This is a genomic window from Geobacillus sp. CAMR5420 (assembly GCF_000691465.1).
In the GTDB taxonomy this organism is placed as follows: Bacteria; Bacillota; Bacilli; order Bacillales; family Anoxybacillaceae; genus Geobacillus; species Geobacillus thermoleovorans.
In genome coordinates this window covers 1-4,085 of sequence record NZ_JHUS01000087.1, presented here as the reverse complement: position 1 = coordinate 4,085, position 4,085 = coordinate 1, and the positions used below count along the sequence as shown (strand labels likewise).

At 44.2% G+C, this 4,085-nt stretch carries 3 protein-coding genes and 1 pseudogene; 2 read left to right on the top strand and 2 right to left on the bottom strand.

Annotated elements, in window-relative coordinates:
• Positions 1–525: 525 nt before the first annotated feature.
• Positions 526–924, bottom strand: coding sequence for a hypothetical protein (locus DI44_RS00110; protein WP_021321441.1), 399 nt, complete (start codon positions 922–924; stop codon positions 526–528).
• 478 nt (positions 925–1,402) lie between these two features.
• Here DI44_RS00110 and DI44_RS00115 point away from each other — a divergent pair, with 478 nt between their 5' ends.
• Positions 1,403–1,735 (top strand): DUF3967 domain-containing protein, encoded by a 333-nt coding sequence (locus tag DI44_RS00115; RefSeq protein WP_021321442.1) that lies wholly within the window; start codon positions 1,403–1,405, stop codon positions 1,733–1,735.
• Between the two features lie 201 nt (positions 1,736–1,936).
• Here DI44_RS00115 and DI44_RS00120 read toward each other — a convergent pair.
• Positions 1,937–2,185: pseudogene (locus tag DI44_RS00120) on the bottom strand (IS481 family transposase); the annotation flags it as partial.
• Between the two features lie 520 nt (positions 2,186–2,705).
• On the opposite strand from DI44_RS00120, the gene brnQ reads away from it, so the two are divergent.
• Positions 2,706–4,016 (top strand): branched-chain amino acid transport system II carrier protein, encoded by a 1,311-nt coding sequence (gene brnQ / locus DI44_RS00125; RefSeq protein WP_014196898.1) that lies wholly within the window; start codon positions 2,706–2,708, stop codon positions 4,014–4,016.
• The last annotated feature ends 69 nt before the right edge of the window (positions 4,017–4,085 follow it).

Here is a 4,085-nt window from a genome sequence, read left to right as displayed (position 1 = left end):
AAATAAAGTGATAATTTACACTTTCATAGGCATACGTTTTACCAAATTAATCCTTATTAATATGATTCACTCGCAAGCTCGTTCCATTAGCATATAAAATCGAGGAAGCAATAAGGGCTTCTTCAGTCTTATCTTTCCGATCGATTCATCCACATGAAATCAGCTTAGAATAGTTCCAATGTTTATTGAGAAATAAAAGCACAGAGATTTACAGAGAATTTAGTTTGCACCAACTTTACATGGAGTAATAGGCAACGATCGATCAATTGGGGACTTCGTTTTGTCTTGCAACCCCATCCTGAAATCGCAACCTCGAATGTATTTCGTTGGATTCAAGGGTTTGTCTAGGGTTTCTTTCAGATTTCGCTTCTCCATGGACACCCTTGCCTTTGACTGATGATTCACATATCCCAACATCCCCCGACGCCCATAGAGGACTTTCACCGCCTAGTTCATCGACCTACCCGGCACACAATAAAAATCGCAGTTGTAAAATTAAACAACTGCGATTTTATAAAATGGAAATTATGGTTTATAAACTTGAATTCCACCATATGAACTTACATCTTTTTCAGGCGTATTATAGTGTCTGACAGAATATTCACCTGGTCCAGGCTTAAATACTTTCTCAACATACCGCTCACTTCCACTAATTGTCCCCTTATACCATTCGACACCGTTTTTAAATATCTTATAAGTCGTACTTTTACGAGGAGCATTATAGTAATAATAAATGCCCACATGTAACTCTTGTCCACTTTCAACTGTTACTCGAGAAGTAGTTGCGCTACTTTCCCCTACGCGTAAATTAAGTCCTGATTGTTCAACTAAAACTGCGGCATAGGCACTAGTAATTGTAATGATCGAAAGAACTAATGAAGCTAAGATAATTAGTAGATTCTTTTTCTTCTTGCTAAATGTCATTTTGCCAAATCCCCTTTCTTTTTTTATTATTTTTTAAATAATTATACAATGGAAACTATGTCGAAATTTGTTACAATTTGTATTATGTCGAAAAATAGTAATATTTTACTATTAGATACCAATTCTCTATCGATATAGGATTTGAAGCCAAGCATAACTTAAAATTGTCGATCATATTTACTCTTATTGAAAAAAGTGAGGAAAATCCTATAGCATAAACGGTGTGAACGAACTCCTTCATCGCCATGGATATTACGAGAAGAATGCCGTTGTAAGAGATCAAACGTATTGCATTTGGCTCCCCCGTTATTGGTGTTCCGAATGCCAGGGACGGTACTCCCCCCTTTCTCCTTCCCTATTTCCAATACACGATCCCAATGATTTTCTCCTATGTCAAAGAGCGATTAGCCTTGATCCGACAAAGAGGGATCCGTTTGTCCCCGTCCTTTCTGACCTGACAGGGCGTATCATTTTAGATATGACGCTCGAACAAGCGGCGGAAGCAGTAATGGCATGGGTTCGGCAATCTAATATGGCGGTCAGCGTTATAGAGAAAAAAACGGAATCGGAGCGTTATAACGATGATATACAAGCGCTAAAAGAAATGGTCGCCAAACAGAACGAGTTGCTAAAAGAACTCATGATGAGGCTGGATCAGCAACAAAAATACATAGAGGAAAACCTAAAGAAAAGGGATGAACTTCTTATGCAGTCCCTAAAGGAGTCCATGGAGACACGCAAAATGATCGCGGCGGCCAAAGAGGAAGAAGGGAAAAAGAAAGGGTTTTGGGCCCGTCTGTTTGGTAAATAAGTCTGTTCATCAAATTGATGAATAGTTAGGGTCTGGAATCCGCAAATTGCGGACTCGCATCAAATACCATAACGGCGATATAACGCTATAAGCGACACAATTAAAGAGGGTGTCCCCAAAGTTGAGGACACCCTTAAAATTTAGGAGAAAATATCGGAGCAGAGTAAGGCGAATATCGCCCGATTATCGTAGTATCCAATGTTTGCCGTTATCCGAGTAAATTCGCTTCGGCTTTCCGTATCGAAGCAACGCTTCTTTGGTCACGATCCGCAACCCGTCAAATTTCTCGGAAGAGAAAAACTGAGCGTACGGCACGACCCGCGAGCAGTCATCGATATAGGCAATTAAAAGCGTTTTTTGTGTTTTGCCATTCACACGAATCAACGGGCCATGGGACAAATCATCTTGCCAGAGCTCATTGACCTGATAGTACGCGAAATGTTTTCCTTCCGACCTTTTTATTTAGAGGAAATTTTTTATTTCTTCTCGCATAATCAGCTCTAAGTAAAATGCTTCACACAAAATTTTATACATCATCTATTGCTCAATCATTATTATGATTTCCTTGTAACTATAATAAAAAACATGCTATCCTTTCTGTAAAGAAACCATAACTCCTTATATTCACGACCTAAGCTTTGTTTGATGATTAAATTGACATCTGCGCTTTCAGTCAGATATGAATGTTGGCTTGCGTATTGTTGTCACCATCTATGCGAATGAGTAATCGGTAATCCATCAGCGTTTGGTACATCTAAAGACAGTGTGTAGGGATGAAGACATATGTCTTGGACATATTTATTTTTACCCGTGGTGCTAGTTGAGCTTTAGCGCTCAACTAGCACCACGGGTTAATATTTATAAAGGATTAGGATAATAATAATCGACTGTTATCCTAAATTGATACTATTGTTTTGTTATATATCAGAATATTTAATTCATTTTCAAAATAATAGAAATGAGGGATACAATGAAAACGAGAGATGTGCTGTTTACTGGATTGATGCTCTTTTCCCTCTTTTTCGGCGCGGGCAACTTGATTTTTCCTCCGTATTTAGGGATGGAAGCGGGAACGGCCGTATGGCCGGCGGTTCTTGGATTTATCGTCACCGGTGTTGGGCTGCCGCTGTTGTCGGTCGCGGCGGTGGCGTTCGCCAAAGACGGCATCCGTTCGCTCGGCAACGCTGTTCATCCGCTGTTCAGCCTTTGCTTTTCACTCGCTGTGTATTTGGCGATCGGCCCGTTTTTCGGCATTCCGCGCGCGGCTAGCGTCGCCTATGAAATCGGAGCGAAGCCGTTTTTCCCTGAGAGCGGATCTTTGGTGATGTGGCTGTTTACGGGTCTCTTTTTCGCCCTTGTGTACTGGCTCAGCTTAAACCCCTCGAAGCTTGTGGATCGAATCGGCCAGCTGTTGACGCCGATGTTGCTGCTTTCCATTGCTGTGCTTTGCCTTACCGGTTTAATCCGGCTTGACGACCCACAGGCGCTGCCGGCTGAGAAGTATGCCTCGGCGCCGTTTGTGAAAGGGATGCTGGAAGGGTATTTAACGATGGATACGATCGCGGCCCTTGCCTTTGGCATCGTCGTCATTCATGCGCTCCGTGACCGCGGGGTGGACCGGCCGGCGTTGCAGGCAAAAGCCACGGTGCAAGCCGGATTGATCGCTGGATTGGGACTCGCGCTCGTTTATGGCGGCATTGCCATCATTGGTGCTAGAATGGCTGGTGTCGGCTCATTTGCCAACGGAGCCGAGCTATTGTCATACGTGTCATCGCTGCTGTTTGGCAGCGGGGGGAAGTTGCTGTTGGGCGTGATCGTGGCGCTTGCCTGCTTAACAACGGCGGTTGGTCTAGTCGCTGCTTGTGCGCAATACTTTCAAGAGCTCACCCCGACTGTTTCGTACCGAACGTATGTCATTGTATTAACCTTATTTAGCTTTTTGATGTCAAACCTCGGCTTAAATGCGTTGATCGCTGTTTCCGTTCCAGTGTTGACGATGCTGTATCCATTGGCGATCGTGCTCGTCGCCCTGTCGTTTTTCCGCCGCTTTTACCGTGGTTCGGCGAAAGTGTACGGGATGGCGTTGCTCTTTACCGGCATGTTCAGCCTGTATGACGGTTTGAAAACGATCGGGCTGGAGACGGCATGGTTAGAACCGCTCCTCTCATGGGCGCCGCTGTTTTCAGTCGGGCTCGGCTGGGTTGTCCCTGCGCTGATCGGCGCTGCGCTTGGCTTGATGATCGATCGGCCGTCCGCAACGAAACGGAAACATGCGGCGTAAAGGGCTGACTCAAAAGGTCATGTACGCCCGGTCGGGGGAATAATATGAATGTGAACTACCCCCACTTAA

What these genes read in the sequence shown, in the direction of transcription:
- DI44_RS00110 (WP_021321441.1), bottom strand. Translation starts at nt 924, where the DNA reads ATGACATTTAGCAAGAAGAAAAAGAATCTACTAATTATCTTAGCTTCA.
- brnQ (WP_014196898.1), top strand. Translation starts at nt 2,706, where the DNA reads ATGAAAACGAGAGATGTGCTGTTTACTGGATTGATGCTCTTTTCCCTC.
- DI44_RS00115 (WP_021321442.1), top strand. Translation starts at nt 1,403, where the DNA reads ATGACGCTCGAACAAGCGGCGGAAGCAGTAATGGCATGGGTTCGGCAA.